Consider the following 19,001-nt stretch of genomic DNA (forward strand, 5'->3'; position numbering starts at 1 on the left):
CTACTCCGCGATGCACGCGCGGTTCTTGCCCGTGTGCTTGGCCTCGTAGAGAGCCACATCCGCGCGGTCCAGTGCGGCTTCCAGCGTCTCGCCGGCGCGGTACAGCGTGACACCGGCCGAGAAGGTCACGAAGACATCCTTGCCCTCGTGGTTGAACAGCGCCGATGACAGCGAGCGTTGCAGGCGCACCAGCACCGCCTGCGCCTCATCCAGCGGCGTATTGGGCAGCATCAGCACGAACTCCTCGCCACCGTAGCGCGCCACCATGTCGCCCGGGCGCAGCGAGGCCTGCGTGCGCTCGGCCAGCGACTTCAGCGCGATGTCGCCGGCGTGGTGGCCCAGGCTGTCGTTGAGCTTCTTGAAGTTGTCGATGTCCAGCAGCGCCAGTGCCACGCGAGTTGACTCGCGCTCCGACTTGGCCTGCTCGATGCCGAACGCCTGGATGAGGCCGCGGCGGTTGGCGACCTGGGTGAGCTGGTCGGTGTGGACCTCGCTGGACAGCCGGCGTAGTTCGCCCTCCAGTTCGTCGACGCGCTGCGTCAGCGCGGCAGCGCGGTCGTGCTCCAGCGTCAGCCGCTGCTGCGTCTGCGAAACCAGGCCTTGCACGCTGCGGCTTTCCTCCACCATCTCGCGCACGGTACCGGCCAGGCTCTCCAGGGAGTCGGCCTGCTCGATGGCGTTGGCATAGCGGCCCACGTTGTTCTGGAAGCGGTCAGTGTGCTGGCCTAGCTCGCCCAGCTCGGTCAGCATGCGCTGGATCAGTCCCTTGAGGGAATCGCGCGCCTTGGAGCGCTCGTCGCGCAGCGCGCGCTGGCGCTCGCGCGTGCCGCTCAGCAGCTCGGACACGGTGCGCACACCGCGACCTGACAGGCCTTGCGCCAGCGTCTGGTTCATCGCCTCGGCCTGGCCACGTGCCCAGGAGTCGTCCTCGGCCAGGTCCACCAGGCTGCCGCTCAGCTCGCGGCACAGGCCGCCGAGTTCGTCGAACAGATGGCGGCGGTGGTCCAGCAGGTGGCGGGCGCGCAGGCACAGCGCGGCCATCTGCGTGGCGCGCTCGGGGCTGGCGCCGCTGGCCTTCAGCTCGGCCTGAGCTGCGTCCAGCTCGCGCATCAGCGCGTCGGCCGGTGCCGCGTCGGTCTGCGGCGAGCGCAGCGCGTGGCGCACGGTGGCATTGAGTTCGTCGCCGATGTCCTGCCAGGGCGCCAGGTCTACCGGCGGCGTGCCGTTGTCGGTGGCTCGGCCCAGGTTGTCGCCAAAGCCGCTACTCTCACGGAAGCCGCTCTCGGCAAAGGCGCTGTCGACGAAGAACTGGCTGGGCGTGCCACCGTCGTCATCAGTCTCGACCTCGCTGCCGTCCCCGTCCTTGTCCCAGCTGGCGATCAGCTGCGACAGGCGCTTGACGAGCTTGCTGCTGTCGCTGCGGCCCAGCTCCAGCACGCGGTTGATGCCGTCCTTCTTGCGCGCCAGCGTCCAGTGCTTGCCGCCGCGCTCCAGGCCGCGCACCAGCCGCTCGATGGCCTGCACCAGCGCCTCGGCCTGGGCGCCCGGGCCGGCCACCTCCAGCAGCTTGTCGACCTGGCGTTGCAGCTCGTCGTAGCGCTGCTCGCGCAATGTCGCCTGCAGATCCTGCCGCTGGGTGCCCGAGGGCAGGGCCAGGCTGATGAGCTTGGACATCAGCTGCTGCGCGCGCTCCGGCACGACGCTGCTCGTGGCGGGCGCAGGCTCGCCGCCGGCCTCGATGGCGTAGGCGCGTGCGTAGTTCTCGGGGGTGGGCTCCAGCCGCGCCTGGGCCAGGCGTTGCAGCGCGGCCTTGGCCAGTTGGGCCGGAGGCAGTTGCGAGCGCATCAGCGTTGCCCGCGGGTCACGTCAACGCTGCCGTCCGCCTGCGTGATCCATGGCGCCTTGCGCGGCAACACGGTCAGCGCGATCCAGCGCTCCAGCTCGTCGGGCGGCAGTGCCTTGCTGAACAAAAAGCCCTGCATCAGCGAGCAGCCCAGGCGGTGCAACACCTCCATCTGCCGCAGCGTCTCCACGCCTTCCGCGATAACGCGCAGACCGAGCGCACGGGCCAGTGCAATGATGGCCGTGACGACGGCCGAGCTTTGCGGCGTGATGCCGAGATCGCGCACGAAGGTGCGGTCAATCTTCACTTCCGAGATCGGCAGCGTGGTCAGGTAGGCCAGCGATGAATAACCCGTGCCGAAGTCGTCGATGGAGATTTCCACGCCCACTTCGTTCAGGCGGTGCAGAGACGGGATGACGTTCTGCAAGTCCTTCATCAGGTTGTTCTCGGTGATCTCAAGCTGGATGGACCGATGCGGCACGCCATAGGCGCTGACGCACTGGTGGATGTGCTCGACGAGATCGGTCCGCTCGAACAGCCTGCTAGGGAGGTTGACGGCGATGGAGTCGGCGAAGCCGAATTGCAGCGACCACAGCTTGGCCTGGCGGGCGGCTTCCTTCAGCGCCCACTCGGACAGCGGCACGATGAGGCCGGTTTCCTCGGCCAGCGGGATGAAGTCGGCCGGTGGCACCAGCACGTTGCCGCGCTGCCAGCGCATCAGCGCCTCGGCGCCCACCATGCGGGCGGCGCGCACGTCGATCTTGGGCTGGTAGTGCAGCACGATCTCGTTGCGCTCCAGCGCCTTGTGCAGCGCACTTTCCAGCTCCAGCTTCTGCTTGCCGTGGCCGGCCAGTTGCGGCGAGTAGATGGCCGAGGCGTTGCGGCCCTGGCTCTTGACGGCGTACATCGCCACGTCGGAATTGCGCAGCAGGTCGGCCATGCTCTGGCCGTCGCGCGGGTAGATGGCGATGCCGACGCTGGCCGTGACGAAGCATTCCTGGCCGCCCACGAAGATGGGTTCGCGGAGCGCCTCCAGCACGCGCTGGGCGACGCGTTCGGCGTCGCGCTCGTCGGCCACCTCGGGCAGCAACGCCACGAACTCGTCACCGCCCAGGCGGCCCACGGCCTCCAGGCCTCGGTGGCTGCGGTTGCCCAGGCCTTCGAGCACGCCTTCCATGATCTGGTCGGAATGGCGCACGCAGCCGCGCAGACGCCGGCCGACCTCGATGAGCAGTTCGTCGCCGGCCGCATGGCCCAGCGTGTCGTTGATGACCTTGAAGCGGTCCAGGTCGATCAGCAGCAGGCCGACCTCATGGCCACCGCGGCGGGCGCTCTCGATGGCGCGCTCGACGCGCCAGATCAGTTGCCGTCGGTTGGGCAGGCCGGTCAGCGCGTCGAAGTGCGCCAACTGGCGGATGCGGTCCTCCGCCTGGCGGCGGTCGGTCACGTCCTGCAGGATGCCGGTGTAGCCGTTGACGCCGCCCTGCTCGTTGAACTCGGGCTCGGCCTCGATGTGGACGACGCGCTGGCGGCCGTCGGGCAGCGTCAGCGGCAGGTCGGTGATCAGCACCGACGTGTGCGCGATGACATCGCGCAGCAGGCGCAGGAAGACGTGGCGGTCATCGCCCGGCACCATGCGCATGACGCTGAGGAAGTCCAGCCGGTCCTGCGGGCCGCGGCCGAAGACGCGCAGGCCTTCCGCCGAGATCAGGAAGCTGCCGGGCACGCCGCGCCACCACTCGAAACTGCCCATGCGCGCCAGGTCCTGGGCGCGCGCCAGCTTGGCCTTGCTGCGTTCCAGTTCGTTGCGCGTGCGTGAGCTGCGGAGCAGGTAGCGCAACCGCCCGTCCAGCAAGCTCCACTGCGGCGACTTGACGAAGAAATCGGTCGCGCCGGCCTGGTAGGCGCGGTTGATGGAGGCCTCGTCGTCCAGGCCGGTCAGCATCAGCACGGGCAGGGACTCGAAGCCCGGCGTCGCGCGCAGCAGCGCGCAGGTCTCGAAGCCGTCCAGCTCGGGCATCAGCGCGTCGAGCACGACGACGTCCGGCGCGCGCAGCGAGAGCTGGGCCAGCGCGTCGCTGCCGCTGGGCGCCTCGGTGACTTCGAAGCCGCGCTCGCGCAGCGCGGCGGCCGTCAGCAGCAGGTTGACCTCGTCGTCATCGACCAGCAACACGCGCGGCTGCGGGGGCAGATCGTCGAGGTCTTGACCGGTGGGCAGCATGCTGGGCTCAGAGCAGCGCGGCGAGCGCCGTGCGTACCTGTTGAATCTCTTCGAGCATAGCGTCCAACTGCTCGGCCAGGCCTTCGGTGCGGCCCTCGCGGGCGAGGACTTCGATGTCTGCGCAACGCGCCGACAGCGCGGTCGCGCCCAGGCTGGCGGAGGAGGACTTCAGTGTGTGGCTCACGTGGCGGATGACGGTGAGATCCAGTGTCGGTGCTGCGCGGGCGCGGGCCAGGTCAGCCAGCAGGCGATCCACCGAGCTGGAGAAGGCGGCCACCACGCGTTCGAGCAGCTTGTTGCCGCCGCTGGGGTCAAGCTCGCGCAAGCGACGGATCGCCTCGGAATCGAGCTGGGCTGCAGGAAATGGGGCAGTCATGGGCGGCGGGCACAGGGATGCTGCAAATGTAGCTTGGCTGGCCTGGGGGCTTGACGCGAAGGAATGCACACATTCAGCGCTATCCGAGCGTTGGTGCATATGCACCAGAACGCTCAGAACCGCTGCCTACAATGCCCGCCATGAACAGCTTCAGCGACGACAGCGTGCTCGCGCGCCGGCTTGAGCGGCGACCGTCGATGAGGCTCGTGGTGCTGTGTCTGGCCGGGGCTTCGGTGCTGATGCTGATGCTCGGCACCGGGGTCGTGCTGGCCCTCATGCGGGTCTGGGGCGGCGAGGTCGGCCTCGTCCACGCAGCCCTGGTGCTGACGGCTTTCTTCACCGGACTGCTGTTGCTCGTCGCTGCGGCCCTGGGCTGGCATGTGGGCGTGCGGCTGACCCGCCAGCGCCTGGCCGAGCCGCTGCGCGATGCGCGTCAGCAGTTGCTGATGCAGGCCCAGTTGCAACGCGACTGGCAGTGGGCTACCGATGCCACCCACCGACTCGTGCGCTGGCAGGCGCCGCAGGGTGTGCCGGCATCGAGCTGGGTGGGTGCGGGGGGCAGCACGCAGCTGCTGTGGGAGCGCTTCGCAGCGGCCGGCCCGGCAGTCGAGCTGCGCGAGCGCCTGCATGCCCACCAGCCCTTTGCCGAGCTGCAGTTGGCTGCTGCCGAGGGCGATGCGCAGTGGTGCCTGAGCGGCCTGCCGTGCATCGACTCGCAGGGTCATTTCGCCGGCTATGTCGGCACGGCTCGGCCGCCCGAGGTGGCCGCGCTGGCGGCACCGGCAGCAATTCAGACGGACCTGGCCGCCGAGCATGAATCGTTCAGCTACACGGTGTCGCACGACCTGCGCGCGCCGTTGCGTGTCGTCGAGGGCTTTGCGCGCATCCTGAAGGAAGACTACGGCGGCCGGCTGGACCGCGTCGGCAACGACCATCTCGACCGCGTCATGAGTGCCAGCGCGCGCATGAACAGCATGATCGACGCGCTGTTGTCGCTGAGCCAGCTGTCCACACGGCCGCTGGCCCGCCAGCCAGTCAACCTGTCGCAGCAGGCCGGCTACGTCATGGAAGAACTGAAGCGCGCCTCGCCGCAGCGCGAGCTGGTGCTGGACATCGAGCCTGACCTGACCGTGCAGGGCGATCCGACGCTGTTGCGCATGGTGCTGGAGAACCTGCTGGGTAATGCCTGGAAGTACAGCGCCAAGGTGCCCTGCACCGAGATCCGCTTTGCCAGCGTGGAGCAGGGCGGGCGCCGGGTGTTCGTGGTCTCGGACAACGGCGCTGGCTTCGACATGCGCTTCGCTGAGCGGCTGTTCGGCGTCTTCCAGCGCCTGCACAGCGCCAGCGATTTCCAGGGCACGGGCGTGGGCCTGGCGCTGGTGCGGCGCATCGTGCGCCGGCATGGTGGGGATGTCTGGGCGGAGTCGGCGGTGGGCGAGGGCTCGCGCTTTTACTTCACGTTGAATTGAAGCCCCTCGCCCAGCCCGCCATGCTGAACGCAGGCGGTCTGGTCGGTCCCCCAAGGGGACGGCGATGCTCGCGGGGCGTGCCCCGCTCGCACATCGCCAGACGGGCCGGCTTGGGAGCGGCCCGGCGCTCGGCCCGCGCAGGCACTACGGCCGCGAATCGCCGATCAACGCTGGCCTGGCCTCGCCAGCAGCTCCACCGCATCAACGATGCGCCGGGCCTGCTCCGGCAGGCTGTGGCCGTCGGCGGCGGCGAGGCTCATCAGCCGGGACAAGGCCTCGTCGCGCGGCAGCGAGTAGCGGTGCATCAGCACGCCGACAGCCATGGCCGTCGGGTCCAGCAGCGTGGGCAGTTCCGAGGGTGAAGCGGCGGCGGCTGCAGCAGGCGCTGGCGCGGGCGCCGAGCGCGCAAAGGCAGCCTCCACGGCGGGAACGATCTGCGAGATGTCCAGCGGCTTGACGAGGTAGGCGACGGCGCCCAGCTCCTTGACCTTGGCGACCGTCGCCTCGTCGGCGAAGGCGGACAAAAACATGAACGGTGTCTGCAGGAACTCGCGCAAATAGGCGGCCACGTCGAAGCCCGTCAGGCCTTCCATGCGGATGTCCAGCAGGGCCAGCTCGGGCCGGTGTTCGCGGGCGAGCAGGATGGCGTCGTCGCCGTTGTCGGCGTCGATGACCTCGAAGCCGGCCTGCGTGAGCCCGTAGCTCAGCGTCGCCAGTACCAGTCTGTCGTCATCGACGACCAGGATCTTGCCCTTGCTCACCGTGCCCCTCTATCCAGAACTTGGTCTTGTGGCCGGATTGTGAACCACACTCGGTGGAATCAGTTCCAACCGGCAAACCACGTCGCCACCCTGCTGTTCCAGACTGAGGATGGCGCTGCGCCGGGGCAGCAGCGCGCGCACCAGGCCCAGTCCCGAGACGCCGCTCTTGACGTTCTGCAGCAGGAAGCCCTCGGGCAGGCGGCCGGGGTTGGCGATCTCCACGGTGACGCCCAGCGTGTCGCAGATGAGCTGGCAGCGCACCTGGGCGCCGTCGCTGTGTTTCAGGGCATTGCCCAGCAGTTCGTTGAGGCTCAGCGCGATGGGGATGGCCTCGGCCTCGGGCAGGCACCAGTCGTCCAGCAGCGCGCCGGCTTCGGCGGGCGTCGTGATGACGCGGCCCTGCTGGCGCTGCACCGAGCCGACGATGGCGTCGAACACGCGCTTGAGCAGCAGCGGCCCGGTTGCGCCCACCTGCAGGCCATAGACCTGGGCGATGGCCTGCACCTGGCCCACGGCTTCCTTCAGCACGCCGGCCACCTCGGGCCGGCGCACGGCGATCTGCTGCAGCAGGCCGGCCACGCCCTGCAGGTTGTTCTTGATGCGGTGGTGCACCTCGCGCACCAGCAGCTCGCGCTGCGAGATGGCGGCCTGCAGGCGGGCGGCTTCGGCGGCGCGGTGCTCGGTCACGTCGCTGGCGACCAGCAGCAGCAACTCGGGCGCATCGTCGCCGCCGACGCCGGCCAGGTGCAGCAGCCGCGTGTGCCAGACCCGCTCCGCCGCGCCGGACGACACGCGGTACTCGCGCTGCACGACGGCCAGCGTCTCCAGCGCCTCGCGCATGTCGGCGGCCACCTGCTCGCCCTGCTCGGCGCCGAACAGCACGCTTGGGCCCCCGCCGAGCAGCTGCGCCTCGGTGCGGCCGGCCATCGCTGCAGCGGCCTGGTTGAGCTTGACGATGCGCAGGCTGTGCGCCTCATGCAGGCTGATGGCCAGCGGCGCGGCCTCGATGATGCGCGCCAGCGACGCCTGCGCCTGGCGGCTCTGCGCTTCGGCCTGGCGGCGGCGGTCGATGTCGAGCAGCGCGTAGGTCGTCTGCTGGGTCACTTCGCCCGGGCCGTTCTCGCGCTGCGTCTGCACCGCGTTGCCGATGACCCAGAACTCGCGCCCGTCGCGGCCGCGCAGCCGGCACTCGAACACGTCGCTGCCCGGCTCGGCGTGGAAGGCATGGTCGTCGTCCGGCGCCAGCACGCCCATGGGCTGGCCGAGCACGTCCTGCAGCTCGCAGCCGAACATGCGGCGGGCCGAGCGGTTCATCCATTCGATGCCGTCCGGCCCGACGGTGACGATGCCCACCAGCACCGAGTCCAGCACCGTGCGTTCGCTCTCGGCGCGCAGCAGCAGCGCGTTCTCGGCCTGGGCCTGGGCGGTCACGTCCAGCGTGACGACCGACGTGGAGCGCCGCCCGCCCGCCAGCAGCGCCGGCGCCACGCGCGTCAGCAGCCAGCGCCGGCCCAGCTCGGGGTGACGCACGGCGTAGCGCACCTCGACCGCGTCGCCCTTCTTGAGCGCGCGTTGCAGGCGTTCGAATTCGGCCAGCGACGCCGGCTCGACGATGTCGCGGCTGATGCCTTGCAGCGACCCGATCGGCTGCTTGCCGGCCCCGGACTTGAACGGCGAGCCCTTGCGGTGCGCCTTCAGCCAGCCGGCCTCGGGCTGGAAGGTGGCCAGGCCGACGGCGGCGGTGTCCATCAGCGCGTCCAGCTGCTGGTGGGCGAGGTCGCGCTCATGCAGCGTGCTCTGGTCCTCCAGCATGACCAGCAACAGCGCGCGGCCGTCGTGACGCCACAGCCGCAGCCTTGCCTGCAGCCAGCGCTGGCGGCCCTGCGGGTCGACGAACTCGGCCTCGGTGACCAGCGGTGGGTCCTGCAGCCGCTGGGCCGCCAGCGCCGGCAGCGGCGCGCCGCGCTGCCAGCCCAGCAAGGCCTGCAGCAGGTCGGGCAGGTCGTTCAGATGGCGCGGCGCGCCGGGGCTCAGCGCGTCGAAGGCGGCATTGCGGCGCAGCACGGCGCCGCCGGTGGCATCGGCCAGCAGCATCGGCAGCGGCGACAGCGCCAGCCATTCCACCAGCGGCGGCTCGCCGGGGTCGGCGGCGCTCAGGCGGGCGTGCAGCAGCCAGTTGGGGCGCTCGCGCAGCAGGCGCAGCGTGGCGCGCTGGCCGTCGGCGAGCTTGAGCGGCGGCGCCGGCGGCGGCATGCGGCCGGCGTCGATGGCCAGGGTGGCTTCGCGCAGCCAGGTCTCCAGCCGCATGCCGGCCGCGTGGCGCAGCAGGCGCCAGCCCTCGGCGGCGTCGGCGCCCAGCCAGTCGCGCGCGGCCGGGTTGGCGCGCAGCGCGGACAGGTCGCCCCGCAGCGTCAGCACGGGGTCGGCGATGAGGTCCAGCAGCGCGGCGGAGGCGGGCGGGCCGAACATCTTTCAGCCGGTGGCGTCGAGCACGTCAGTCAACCCAGGTTGTGCGGGATTTCGGGCCGAGCGCCGGGCCGCCCCAAGCCGGCCCGCCCGAGGCTGCACGCGGCTCGATGCCGCGGGCAGCCTCGTCCCCTCGGGGGACCGACCAGGCTCGCCCGCGTTCAGCGGTGCGAGATTGGGCGAGGGGCTCCAGCTCATTCGAGCTGAGCCGCCTTTGACAAGGCCCGCAGCACGCAGGCGTTGACTTCGCCGGCGCTGAGCATCAGCGCGTCGGCGCGTTCGCGGTAGTCGAACACGCTCTCGGCCTCGATGGCCCGCACCAGCTCCAGGTAGGGATGGAACGGGCCGCTGCCGTCCACCAGCGCCTGGCGCACGCGCTCGGGCACGGGGATGCTTGTCAGCAGCTTGTCAAAGGGCGACTTGAGCATGTGGTCCAGCAGCGAGAACAGGCCGCAGATGAACATCTCGTCGCGCTGCTCGCGCTCGCTCATGCCCTGGGCCAGCTCCTCCATCAGCACGCCGCGGCGCAGCGCGCCGTACATGATGGGGCGCATGCTGTGGTCCTTGCTGGCCGTCGTCAGCAGCAGGGCCAGCCAGCGCTTCAGGCGGGCGTAGCCCAGCAGCATGATGGCGTGGCGAAAGCTCGACACCTCGACCGGCAGGCCGAAGGCGGCGGAGTTCATGTAGCGCAGCAGCTTGAAGGCCAGGCTGGGGTCGCGCTTGAGCGTCTGTTCCAGGCGCTCGACGTCGTCGCCCTCGTCGACGCGCGACATCAGCTCCATGATGACCTGCAGGTCGACCGCGATCTCGGTCTTGGCGCCGCCGGTGGGCTCGTAGGCGCCTTCCATCGGCCAGCCGATGACGGCATGCGCGCCGGCCTTGAAGGCCGCGTCGACGCTTTCAGCGCCGCGCATGCCGGCGCAGACCAGCTCGGTGCCGGCCGGCGCGGCCTGGCCCGGGTCCAGCACGACCTGCTTGAAGGCGGCGGCGACGGCGGCCGGCAGCGGCGCATTGGGCAGGCCCTTGAGCAGGCCGCGGTGGCCGGCGCCCTTGAGCGCGGCGATCGCGCCGGCGTGGGTGGGGTCGGCGGCGATGAAGGCGGGCACCTCGATCTGCGCGGCCTCGGCCGGTGGCTGGGCCAGCAGCGCGACCAGCAGGGCCTCGCCCTGGGCGCTGAGGACGGCGCCGCCGTTGGGAAAGGTGGCGCTCAACGCGGCCAGCAGCTCGGCGTGGTCGGTGCGGGCGTCGGCGCGCAGCGGCACCAGCGTCAGCCGGGTGCCGATGACGGCGCGCTGGCGGTCGATGACCGGCGCATAGCCGAGGGCGACGCCGGGCAGGATGGCGTGGTCGAGGGCGGCGGGGATGTTGTCTGACATGGCGCGGCGCTGGGATGCGGGTGAGGGCGAGTGAATACGGCAGTCTGCCACGCCCACCCGCTGCCCATGCCGGCAAATCGTGACAGCTTCACGCGGCAGCGAAGCTGGCGGGGCGCGCGCTAGCGCAGGTATTCGAACAGCGACATGCGCTGCACCATCGCGTAAGTGCGCAGTGCGGTGTCGTAGCCGGACTGCTGGCTCTGGAAGTCGGAGATGCCCTGCACCATGTCCAGGTCCTCGGCGGCGCTGCGTTCCTGCTCGCTGTACTGCTTCAGCGCGGCCAGGCGGCCTTCGGTGCCGTCCAGGTTGTTCAGCCGCTCGCCAACCTGGCTGCGCATGCTCTGCAGGTTGCCCATGACGGCATCGACGTCGCGGATCGCCAGCGTGTTGCCCTGGGTCACCTGCACCGGCGTGCGCAGCGTCGTGTTGAGGTCGACGATGGCCTTGTCGATGACGCTGAACAGCTTGGTGTCGGGGCGCGCGCCGGTGATGGCGAAGGCGTCGCCATCGACGGGCACGCCGCTGATCGCGAAGGCCATGCCATCGCCGCCGATGGCCTGGCCCGGCTTGAAGGCGCCGCTGGCGACGACGCTGCCCAGCGTCTGGTCGGTCAGCGTGTAGGTCTGGGCGGGCGCCGTGCCGGCGATGTCGACGCGGTAGTCATGGCCGGTCAGCAAGGTGGGCTCGGTGACGCGGCCGCTGTCTATCCAGCCGGCTGCGGGCAGGCCGGTGAGGGCGTTGACGATGGGCACCGGCACGCCGCCGTTGCCGGCCGTGGCGACCGGGTCGATCAGCTGAACCGTGGGCCTGCCGCTGACGGGGTCGATGACGATGGCGCGCGGCGCGGTCTCGAAGCTGCCGTTGCCGCCGACCGCCTGCTCCCACGCGGCGCGGCCGTCGACGGTCAGCTGGAAGCTGTCGAGGTTGCCCGTATCGATGGTGCCGGGCACGCCGACGTAGGCCACACCATTGGCCTGGTCCAGGAAGGGCGGGCTGGACGAGCCCTGGCCGGAGAAGACGTAGCCGCCGGCGCCGTCGGAGCGGTTGGAGATGGCCAGCAGCTCGTCGCGGATGCCTTGCAGCTTGGTGGCCAGGCTCTTGCGCTCGGCGTCGGAGTAGCTGGCGTTGCCGGCCGCCACCAGGGTCTCGCGGGCCTGCTGCAGCAGCTCGTTGGCGTCGCCCAGCGCGGACTCGGCCAGCGTCATGCTGTTGCGGCTGGCCTCCAGCGCGCGCTGGTTGGCGTCGACGCGGCCGATGGACGCCAGCGCCCGCTCGGCACGCGCGGCGCCGGTCGGGTCGTCGCTGGCCAGCGCCACGCGCTTGCCGGACGTGAGCTGCTGCTGCTGGTCCTGCATCGCGATCTGGCGGCGCTGCAGGTTGGCGATCGACGAATCGAAGAGGTTGGCGGTGGAGAGTCTCATGGCTTACCTCTGTGACAGCCGCATCAGTTCGTCGAAGAGGGTCTGCGCCGTCTGCAGCACCTTGGCCGCGGCCTGGTAGCTCTGCTGGAACTGCATCAGCCGCGAGGCCTCCTCGTCGAGGTTGACGCCGGCCTGGCCGGCGCGCAGCGTCTCGGCGTCGGCGGCGACGCCGGTCGACACCTCCGACAGGTAGGCCGCGCTTTGCACGCGGGCGCCCACGTCGCTGATGGCAGCGGCATAGGTGTCGTTGATGGTCGAGCCCACCGTGAGGCTGCCGTCGGCCAGCAACTGGCGGCCGATGAAGGCGTCGGCCTGCAGGTTCAGGAAGGCCTTGGCGTTGCCGTTGTTGGTGGTCGTGTAGACGGTCTTGGCCAGGTTGATGGTGTCGCCCTGGCGCGGCACGCCGTTGGTGCGCAGCTCGAAGCCGAGGGCGATGCCGGCGGCGGGCTCGTTGCCGATGGGCTGGCCGGCACTCCAGATGCCGTTGAGCACCGAGCCATCCGCCAGCGTCAGCGTGTACTGCCGGCGCGTGGCCGTCGGGTCGCCGGCCGGGTCGGTGTCGCCGAAGGTGATGGTCATCGGCGCCAGGTTGGTGTCGATGCTGGGGTCGACGGCGTAGATGCTGTCGATCGTCAACGTGCCGGTGTTGGCCGTGGCGGCGGCGGCCGTCAGCGGCGCGGCGGCAGCGATGCCGTTGGGGCTGTCCAGCACGCGGCGCATGCCGACGGCGGCGGCGCCTACGGGCTCGATGAGGAAGCTCTCGCCGGGCACGGGCGCCGACGGCGTGAAGTCGAGGCGGAAGCCGTCCAGCGTGTCGCCGTCGGCCACGGCGCGCGTGACGCCGTCGGACAGCCGCGTCAGCTCGTAGACGCCCGGGGCGCTGGATGTCAGCTTGTAGCTGCTGGCCAGCAGGCGCCCGGCATCGACGATGGTGGCCTGCGCGCCGCTGGTGAAGCTGCCGCCGGGGTCGCGGGCATTGGTGGCCGCGGGCATCACGCGCGGGCGCTCGACGTTGAAGATCGGTGCGCCCGCGCCGGGCGGGTTGGACAGGTCCAGGCCCAGCGCGTTCTGGTCGTTGACGCGCGTGCCGATGGCGGCAGCGAGCTGGCCCAGCAGGTTCTTCGCGTCCTGCAGGTCGCTGTTCTGGAAGGCCAGCAGTGCGCTCATGGAACCGCCGGTCAGCACGCTCTCGTCGAGGGCGCGGTTGACGCCGCCCTCGTTGAGCGCGAGCACCGCGCGCTGCGTGTCGTAGGGGTCGCTGGCCACCTGCAGCTGCGAGGCCTGGTTGCCCAGCACCAGCCGCTGGCCGCCGCCGATGAACACGCCCACGGTGCCGTCGTCGGCCGGCAGCGTCGACACGGCCACGTATTCGCCGAGCTGGGAGATCAGGCGTTCGCGCTGGTCCATCAAGTCGTTGGGCGTGTGGCCGGCGCCCTGTGTCTTGGCGACCTCGTTGTTGACGGCGGCGATCTGCTGGGCGAGCTGGTTGACGACCTGCACCGAGGCGCGCAGGTCGCTGACGACGCCGGATTGCAGGTCGGTCAGCTGCGCACCGGCGTTGGAGAAGCGCGTCGCCAGTTCGCTGGCGCGGCCCAGCGCCACCTGGCGGGCCGAGGGGTCGCTGGGGCGGCTGGTCACGTCGACCAGCGCGTTCAGGAACTGGCTGGCTGCATAGCCCAGGCCCTCGGTGCCGGGCTGGAAGACCTTCTCCATGCGCGACAGCTGCTCGGCGCGCGTCGTGTCGGCCGAGGCGGTGGACTTGGAGGTGGAGGCCTCCTTGGTCAGGAAGGCGTTGTGCGAGCGCTCGACGGTCTTCACATCGACGCCGCGGCCGAAGAAGCCGGCGCCGGTGTACTGGCCCGGCGAGGTCGTCAGCACGACGGACTGGCGCGAGTAGCCGGGCGTGTTCGCGTTGGCGATGTTCTGGCCGATGGTCTGCAATGCCGCCTGGTTGGCGAACATCGCGCGGGCGCCGACGGAGAGCAGGCCTGCCATGTCAGATCTCCACGGGGTCTCGCGTGACCCGTGCCAGATGTTGCGAATGCAGCAATGCAACCACAGAGGCACAGAGGCACAGAGGCAGGCCAGAGAAAGCGGTTCTCTGTGGCTCTGTGCCTCTGTGGTTGCCTTTTGGTTCCATTCGGAAGCCTTGCGCGCTTTTGAGTCTCATGGCGTTATGCCAACGTGCTTTGCACGCGCTGGGTCGTTTGAATGGTGCGGGCGATCTTGTCGGCATAGGCCGGGTCGGTCGCGTAGCCGGCCTGCTGCAGGCCGCGCGCGAAGCCGGCGGCGTTGCCGCTCTTGGCCTGCTCGACGACCTTGGCATAGCGGTCGTTGTTGCCCAGCAGGCGGGCGTAGTCCTTGAAGGCCTCGTCGTAGCTGCCGTAGGCGCGGAACTTGGCCGTCACCTTGACCGCCTGGCCGTTGATGACCTCGGTGGTGCGCACGTCGACTGTCTTGCCCGTCCAGCCCGGTGTGGCCTTGATGCCGAAGATGTTGTGGCTCTTGGTGCCGTCGGCGCCGGTGATCTCGCGCTTGCCCCAGCCGCTCTCGTGGGCCGCCTGCGCGACCATGAAGCTCGCCGGGATGCCGGTGGCCGCCGAGGCGGCGCGTGCGGAGGCGTCGTGCTTCTGGATAAAGCCCTGCACGTGGTTGGGAATGCCCTTGGTGGCCAGCGCCGGCAGCGCCTGGGCCAGCGTCGTCTGGCTGGCTTGTCTGACCTTCTCGGGCGACAGGTCCTGGATGCCCATCTGGCGCTGCAGCTGCCGCTGGATGGCCTCTGACAGCCCACCCGGCAGCCCGCTCATCTTGCCGGCGAACTGCGTGTCCAGCATTTCGGTGCCGAGCTGCGTGGCGCTGTTGTCCAGCATGCCGCTGGCCAGCGTGGAAGCGCGCATGCTCTTCATGACTTCCTGCATGAAGAGCGATTCGAACTGCTTGGCCGTCTCGCGGATGCTGGCCTTGGGGTCGCGCGAGGCCTGTGCCTTGAGCGCGTCGAGGCTGCCGAGGCTCTGGCCGGAGATGGACTGGAAGCTGTTCGACATCAGATCACCTCAAGCTCGGCGTTGAGTGCGCCCGCGCTCTTCATGGCCTGCAGGATGGCGAGCAAGTCCTGAGGGGTGGCGCCCAGCGAGTTCAGCGCCTTGACGACGTCCGACAGCCGCGCGCCGGCCGGCAGTTGGATGAGGCTGCCGGGCTCCTGGCGGATGGAGATGTCGGACTTCTCGGTCACCGTCGTCTGCCCGCCGGACAAGGCATTGGGCTGGCTGATGATGGGCGTGGAGCTGATGGTCACCGACAGGCTGCCGTGGGCCACCGCGCAGGACGACAGCGTGACCGCCTGGTTCATGACGATGGAGCCGGTGCGCGCGTTGATGACGATGCGCGCGGCCGGTATGCCGGCGTCGATGACGAGGTTCTCGACATCGGCCAGGAAGGCGACCCGCTCGTCCGGCGTGGCAGGCGCCTTCACGCGCACGACGCGGCCGTCCAGCGCCTGGGCGATGCCGGCGCCCTTGGCCTTGTTGATGGCCTGGGCCACGGCGCGGGCAGTGGCGTAGTCGCTGCTGTTGAGGTCGAACTGCAGCATGTCGCCCTGGTTGATGGGCGTGGGCACGGAGCGCTCGACGAGGGCGCCCGCCGGAATGCGGCCGGCGCTGAGGTGGTTGATCTGCACCTTGGAGCCGCCGGCCGACGCACCGGCGCCGGCGACGACCATGTTGCCCTGGGCGATGGCATAGACCTGGCCGTCGGCGCCGCGCAGCGGTGTCGCGATCAGCGTGCCGCCGCGCAGGCTCTTGGCATTGCCGATGGACGAGACATTGATGTCCAGTTGCTGGCCGGGCTGGGCAAAGGCCGGCAGCGAGGTGGTCACCATGACGGCGGCGATGTTGCGCGGCTGCATGGTCACGCCCGGCGGCAGGATGACGCCGAACTGCTGCAGCATGGCCGTCAGGCTCTGGCCGGTGAAGGGCGCCTGCGTGGTCTGGTCGCCCGTGCCGTCCAGGCCCACGACGAGGCCATAGCCCGTCAACGGGTTGGAGCGCACGCCGGCCACGGACGCGACTTCCTTGATGCGGGCAGCGTGGGCCATCGGCGCCAGGAGGACGGCGAGGGCGAGGAGGAGGGCGTGCAGGGACTTCACTCGACCGATTCTGCGCAAGCTTGAGCCCCCGAAGCCGCAGAAAAGGGCGTGGACTGCCCTGCAATTCAGATCCCTTCCGCCGCCGGCCGACGAGAAAGCGCTTGTCTTGTGTATTGTGTGAGTAATACACTAATACACATGGCGAGCCCACCCCAGCTCAACTTCGACATCCAGCCGCAACTGGCCACACCCATCTACCGCCAGGTGGTGGAGCAGGTGCAGCGCCTCGTCGCGGGCGGCCAGCTGGGGCCGGGGGGGGAGCTGCCCAGCGTGCGCGCGGTGGCCGAGCGCCATGCCATCAACCCGATGACCGTCAGCAAGGCCTACAGCCTGCTGGAGGCTGAAGGGCTGCTGGAGCGCCGCCGGGGCGTGGGCATGGTGGTGGCCGCCCATGCCCAGCCGGCCCGGGCCGGTCATGACCGCATCGCCCTGCTGGAGCCGGCCCTGCTGGCCGTCGCCCGGCAGGCCCACCAGCTCGGCATCACACCCGCCCAGGCGCTCAAGGCGCTGGAACGAGCCCTTCATTCCACTGAACAGGACAGCCCATGACCCCCGCCATCGAGGCCCGCCAACTCGGCCTCCAGGTTCCTTCCCAGCAGTGGAGTTCGGCGCGCACCCGCGTGCTCGACCGCATCGACCTGGCCATCCCCGAAGGCGCCGTCGTCGGCCTGGTGGGCCGCAACGGCGCCGGCAAGAGCACGCTGATGCGCTGCCTGCTGGGCTTGCAGACGCCGGACGAGGGCAACGCCTGGCTGCTGGGCGAGCCCAGCCTGGCCCTGCCCGACAGCGTGCGCGAGCGCCTGGGCTACGCGGCGCAGACGCCCGACCTCTTCGCCCGCTTGACCGGCCTGGAGCACCTGGACGAGATGGCAGCCATCTATCCCAACGTCGACCTGCGCGGCGCCGCCGCCCTGGCCGCGCGGCTGGACCTGTCGCTGGGCATGCGGGCGTCGGCGCTGTCGCTGGGCGACCAGCAGAAGCTCGCCGTCGTGCTGGCGCTGGCCCATGACCCCGACCTGCTGCTGCTGGACGAACCCGTCGCCAGCCTGGACCCCATCTCCCGCCGCGACTTCATGCGCGCGCTGTTCGCCATGCGCCGCAAGCCCGCGCCGCGCACGGTGCTCGTGTCCAGCCATCTGCTCAGCGACCTGGAGCGGGTGGTGAGCCACGTGCTCTTCATGCGCGACGGCGAGGTGCAGCTCTTCATCGAATGGGACGAGGCCGTGGAGAACCTGCGCTGCGTGCCGGCGCGGGAGCGCGATGCGATGGCCCTGCACTGGAGCGCAGCGCAGGGTGGGCGCGCGCTGGTGGACGTTCGCCAATGGCCCGAAGCGGCCGGCGAGCCGGGCCTGAGCATGGAGGACCTGCTGGAGGTGTTGAACACATGAACGCCGTGAGCGCCGAGGCCCGCCGCGAGATACCACTCGCCTTGCTGCCCGTGTTCACCCGCATGCTGCCGGGCGTCGTCAGCGCGTCCGCGCTGGCGGCCGCCACGATGGCCTGGGAGATGCGCGGCCCGGCAGCCCAGATGCTGGTGTCGCTGCTGTGGGTTCAGGTCCTGCTGTTGGCCCTGGGCGCGTTGTCGCTGGTGACGACAGCGCACGAGCGCCTGCGCCCCTGGGAAGCCCGTGTGGCGCCGGCTGCCGCGCGGGACCGCGTGCGCCGGCAACTGCTGCTCGACCTGGGCTGGATGGGCGCCCTTGCGCTGGCCGGGCCGTGGGTGCTGGCGGCGGTGCTGGATTGGCAGAAGGGCGAACTGCGCCTGCTGCCCGGCGTGGCGGCGGTGCTGTCGGCCGGGCTCTGCGGCGGGGTGGTGCTGGGCCTGAGCCGCTGGGGCCGCGCCCAGCGCGTACTGATCGTGCCGGGGCTGTTGGTGCTGGCGTCGCTTGCGCAGCCCGGTGTCATTCGCGCGCTCAGCGAGGGTGACGTGTTGCAGTCGCTCGCACTGTTGGCCTGTGCCGGCCTGCTGTGGGCGGCGTTGATGTCGCCCAGGTCGCTGGCCGCCCGAGCGCGCCCCTTGCCACGGCTGCGGCCACTGGCGTGGTGGCGGCGGCGCTGGGCGCACCGGATGTGGAGCTTCGTGGCCGAACGCAGCGAAGGCAGGAAGGGCATGTCCTTTTGGCCGCTGTTGTTCTGGCTGTACCAGCCGGTGTCGCACGCGGATGATCTGGATTGGCTGAGTTGGGGGCGCGACTACAGCCACCCCTACGCCGCGCTCGGCTATGGCGTGGGGCTGCTGTTGTTCGGCGCCATCGCGGGTTCGCGCCTGATCGCGCCGCCGGTGCACTGGCGCCACCGGATCGCACCCGGAGGCTTCTCCGTGCAGCGCTGGGCGCAGCGCCTGGTGCTGGGATCGATGTTGTTCTACGTCGGCTTCTTCAGTGTCGGGGTGGGTTTGGGCCTGCTCCGCAATGGGTGGGCCTTCTGGCCGGTCCAGGCGGCGGTTTTGCTGTCCGGGATCGGCGACTTGCTGCTCGCCACCAGCGCTGCGGCCTGGTTGCGTGGCCGGCGTGGCACGACGAAGCAGCGCGTGCTCATCGGAGTCGCACTGGTGCTGGCAGCGCCGACGCTGCTGTCGTTGCTGATCTGGACGGGCTTGACGCCGCAGCGCGGCCCCGTCTGGCTGCTGCTGCAACTGGCGCTGACGGCGCTGTTCGCCCGCGCCGCGATCCGCGCGTGGGCGCGGCGTGACCTGAACACGATGGCTTGATGCAGAGGCTATGAACCCATGATGACCTTGGCCACCACCACGCCCGATGGCGAGCCCCAGGCCTTCGGGCTGCCGCTGCCGACCCGCCTTCAGCCCGGCCTAGTCAGCGCCAACGCCCTGCTGCCTGAGGCAATGGCCTGGCAGTTCCACGGCTTGAGTCCCCAGGTTTGAGAACGGGCCCTTGTCCTACGGCTGACTCGGGCGGCCATGCATG

General features: G+C 70.3%; 15 protein-coding genes. 5 read left to right on the forward strand and 10 right to left on the reverse strand.

Annotated features, from left to right (window positions below; all coding sequences use genetic code 11):
• From ACG00Y_RS05240 to ACG00Y_RS05250, 3 genes are read right to left on the reverse strand one after another with little or no spacing between them, the layout of a single operon-like run.
• Nucleotides 1–1,845 carry a diguanylate cyclase domain-containing protein gene (locus ACG00Y_RS05240; protein WP_394476637.1) on the reverse strand — a complete coding sequence of 615 codons (1,845 nt, stop codon included), beginning with the start codon at nt 1,843–1,845 and terminating at the stop codon, nt 1–3.
• The gene (locus ACG00Y_RS05245) at nt 1,845–4,064 is read right to left on the reverse strand and encodes a putative bifunctional diguanylate cyclase/phosphodiesterase (protein WP_394476639.1); all 2,220 of its coding nucleotides are present in this window, start codon (nt 4,062–4,064) and stop codon (nt 1,845–1,847) included. Before ACG00Y_RS05245 ends, ACG00Y_RS05240 begins: the two co-directional genes overlap by 1 nt.
• A 7-nt stretch (nt 4,065–4,071) precedes the next feature.
• Complete coding sequence (locus ACG00Y_RS05250) at nt 4,072–4,440, reverse strand: Hpt domain-containing protein (protein ID WP_394476641.1); 369 nt, start codon at nt 4,438–4,440, stop codon at nt 4,072–4,074.
• 140 nt (nt 4,441–4,580) lie between these two features.
• Between ACG00Y_RS05250 and ACG00Y_RS05255 the strand changes: the two genes are divergently transcribed.
• Nucleotides 4,581–5,909, forward strand: a complete 1,329-nt coding sequence (locus ACG00Y_RS05255) for a sensor histidine kinase (protein WP_394476643.1) — start codon at nt 4,581–4,583, stop codon at nt 5,907–5,909.
• A 164-nt stretch (nt 5,910–6,073) separates the two neighbouring features.
• Here ACG00Y_RS05255 and ACG00Y_RS05260 read toward each other — a convergent pair whose 3' ends face one another.
• From ACG00Y_RS05260 to ACG00Y_RS05290, 7 genes are all read right to left on the reverse strand, one after another.
• Nucleotides 6,074–6,670, reverse strand: coding sequence for a response regulator (locus ACG00Y_RS05260; protein WP_394476644.1), 597 nt, complete (start codon nt 6,668–6,670; stop codon nt 6,074–6,076).
• Nucleotides 6,671–6,679: 9 nt separating this feature from the next.
• Nucleotides 6,680–9,139, reverse strand: a complete 2,460-nt coding sequence (locus tag ACG00Y_RS05265; RefSeq protein ID WP_394476646.1) for a PAS domain-containing sensor histidine kinase — start codon at nt 9,137–9,139, stop codon at nt 6,680–6,682.
• 191 nt (nt 9,140–9,330) lie between these two features.
• Nucleotides 9,331–10,512: an EAL and HDOD domain-containing protein gene (locus ACG00Y_RS05270; RefSeq protein ID WP_394476648.1), complete on the reverse strand. Its 1,182-nt coding sequence runs from the start codon at nt 10,510–10,512 to the stop codon at nt 9,331–9,333.
• Between the two features lie 119 nt (nt 10,513–10,631).
• On the reverse strand, nt 10,632–11,933 hold the full coding sequence (gene flgL / locus ACG00Y_RS05275; protein WP_394476650.1) for a flagellar hook-associated protein FlgL: 1,302 nt from the start codon (nt 11,931–11,933) through the stop codon (nt 10,632–10,634).
• Nucleotides 11,934–11,936: 3 nt separating this feature from the next.
• Nucleotides 11,937–13,928 (reverse strand): flagellar hook-associated protein FlgK, encoded by a 1,992-nt coding sequence (flgK, locus tag ACG00Y_RS05280; RefSeq protein ID WP_394476652.1) that lies wholly within the window; start codon nt 13,926–13,928, stop codon nt 11,937–11,939.
• Nucleotides 13,929–14,107: 179 nt separating this feature from the next.
• Complete coding sequence (flgJ, locus tag ACG00Y_RS05285; RefSeq protein ID WP_394476654.1) at nt 14,108–14,977, reverse strand: flagellar assembly peptidoglycan hydrolase FlgJ; 870 nt, start codon at nt 14,975–14,977, stop codon at nt 14,108–14,110.
• Nucleotides 14,977–16,026, reverse strand: coding sequence for a flagellar basal body P-ring protein FlgI (locus tag ACG00Y_RS05290; protein WP_394477493.1), 1,050 nt, complete (start codon nt 16,024–16,026; stop codon nt 14,977–14,979). Before ACG00Y_RS05290 ends, flgJ begins: the two co-directional genes overlap by 1 nt.
• A gap of 189 nt (nt 16,027–16,215) precedes the next feature.
• Here ACG00Y_RS05290 and ACG00Y_RS05295 point away from each other — a divergent pair, with 189 nt between their 5' ends.
• From ACG00Y_RS05295 to ACG00Y_RS05310, 4 genes are read left to right on the forward strand one after another with little or no spacing between them, the layout of a single operon-like run.
• Complete coding sequence (locus ACG00Y_RS05295; RefSeq protein ID WP_394476656.1) at nt 16,216–16,626, forward strand: GntR family transcriptional regulator; 411 nt, start codon at nt 16,216–16,218, stop codon at nt 16,624–16,626.
• Nucleotides 16,623–17,465: an ABC transporter ATP-binding protein gene (locus ACG00Y_RS05300; protein WP_394476658.1), complete on the forward strand. Its 843-nt coding sequence runs from the start codon at nt 16,623–16,625 to the stop codon at nt 17,463–17,465. Before ACG00Y_RS05295 ends, ACG00Y_RS05300 begins: the two co-directional genes overlap by 4 nt.
• The gene (locus ACG00Y_RS05305) at nt 17,462–18,787 is read left to right on the forward strand and encodes a hypothetical protein (RefSeq protein WP_394476660.1); all 1,326 of its coding nucleotides are present in this window, start codon (nt 17,462–17,464) and stop codon (nt 18,785–18,787) included. The genes ACG00Y_RS05300 and ACG00Y_RS05305 overlap by 4 nt, the downstream gene beginning before the upstream one ends.
• Before the next feature lie 21 nt (nt 18,788–18,808).
• Nucleotides 18,809–18,958, forward strand: coding sequence for a hypothetical protein (locus tag ACG00Y_RS05310; RefSeq protein ID WP_394476662.1), 150 nt, complete (start codon nt 18,809–18,811; stop codon nt 18,956–18,958).
• Nucleotides 18,959–19,001 lie beyond the last annotated feature (43 nt).

It is taken from the genome of Pelomonas parva (assembly GCF_043555835.1).
GTDB lineage: Bacteria > Pseudomonadota > Gammaproteobacteria > Burkholderiales > Burkholderiaceae_C > Pelomonas > Pelomonas parva.